The 537-nt window shown below is 46.4% G+C and carries 2 protein-coding genes; both read right to left on the reverse strand.

Going from position 1 to position 537, the window contains the following annotated elements; all coding sequences use genetic code 11:
* The coding region (locus ACTXGO_RS16110) for a ribulose-phosphate 3-epimerase (protein ID WP_443575234.1) at positions 1–311 on the reverse strand (311 nt) is incomplete at its 3' end.
* 46 nt (positions 312–357) lie between these two features.
* Positions 358–537: TIGR03643 family protein (locus ACTXGO_RS16115; RefSeq protein ID WP_443575235.1), on the reverse strand; the 180-nt coding region annotated here is incomplete at its 5' end.

Here is a 537-nt window from a genome sequence, read left to right on the forward strand (position 1 = left end):
TCGATATGAGCACTGGCTTCTGGATGAAAGGTAATAATGCTCGCATCCGCCTGCAAAAACTGCTCAATCATACCGTCGACGGGCGATACCATTAGATGTACATCGATAGGCGCATCAATACCATAGTCTCGTAGCGCCTTGCATATCATGCTACCAAAGGTCAGATTAGGGACATAATGATTGTCCATGACATCAAAATGAATGACATCCGCACCCGCTTTCATCACATTCTCGACCTCCTCGCCCAAGCGCGCAAAATCAGCGGATAAGATTGAAGGAGCGATTAGGTAAGGCTTAGCAGGACAGATCATAATAGATTACCTTTCGTAATTTGATGAGATTTGTGGTTATCAATGACTATCGGGGTTTGTACTGAGTTTTGCAATAGGCACGACCGACGTCAAAGCCGCGCTTGGCCTGATGCTTGGTATCACGCCCAGTGACGCGCTGACGCCACAAGCGAAACGAGGACGGTTTAAGCTCTTTTCGCATCAAAGTAATCACATCAGCTTCACTAAGACCAAAACTATGCTCTAT

It is taken from the genome of Psychrobacter sp. T6-1 (assembly GCF_052258445.1).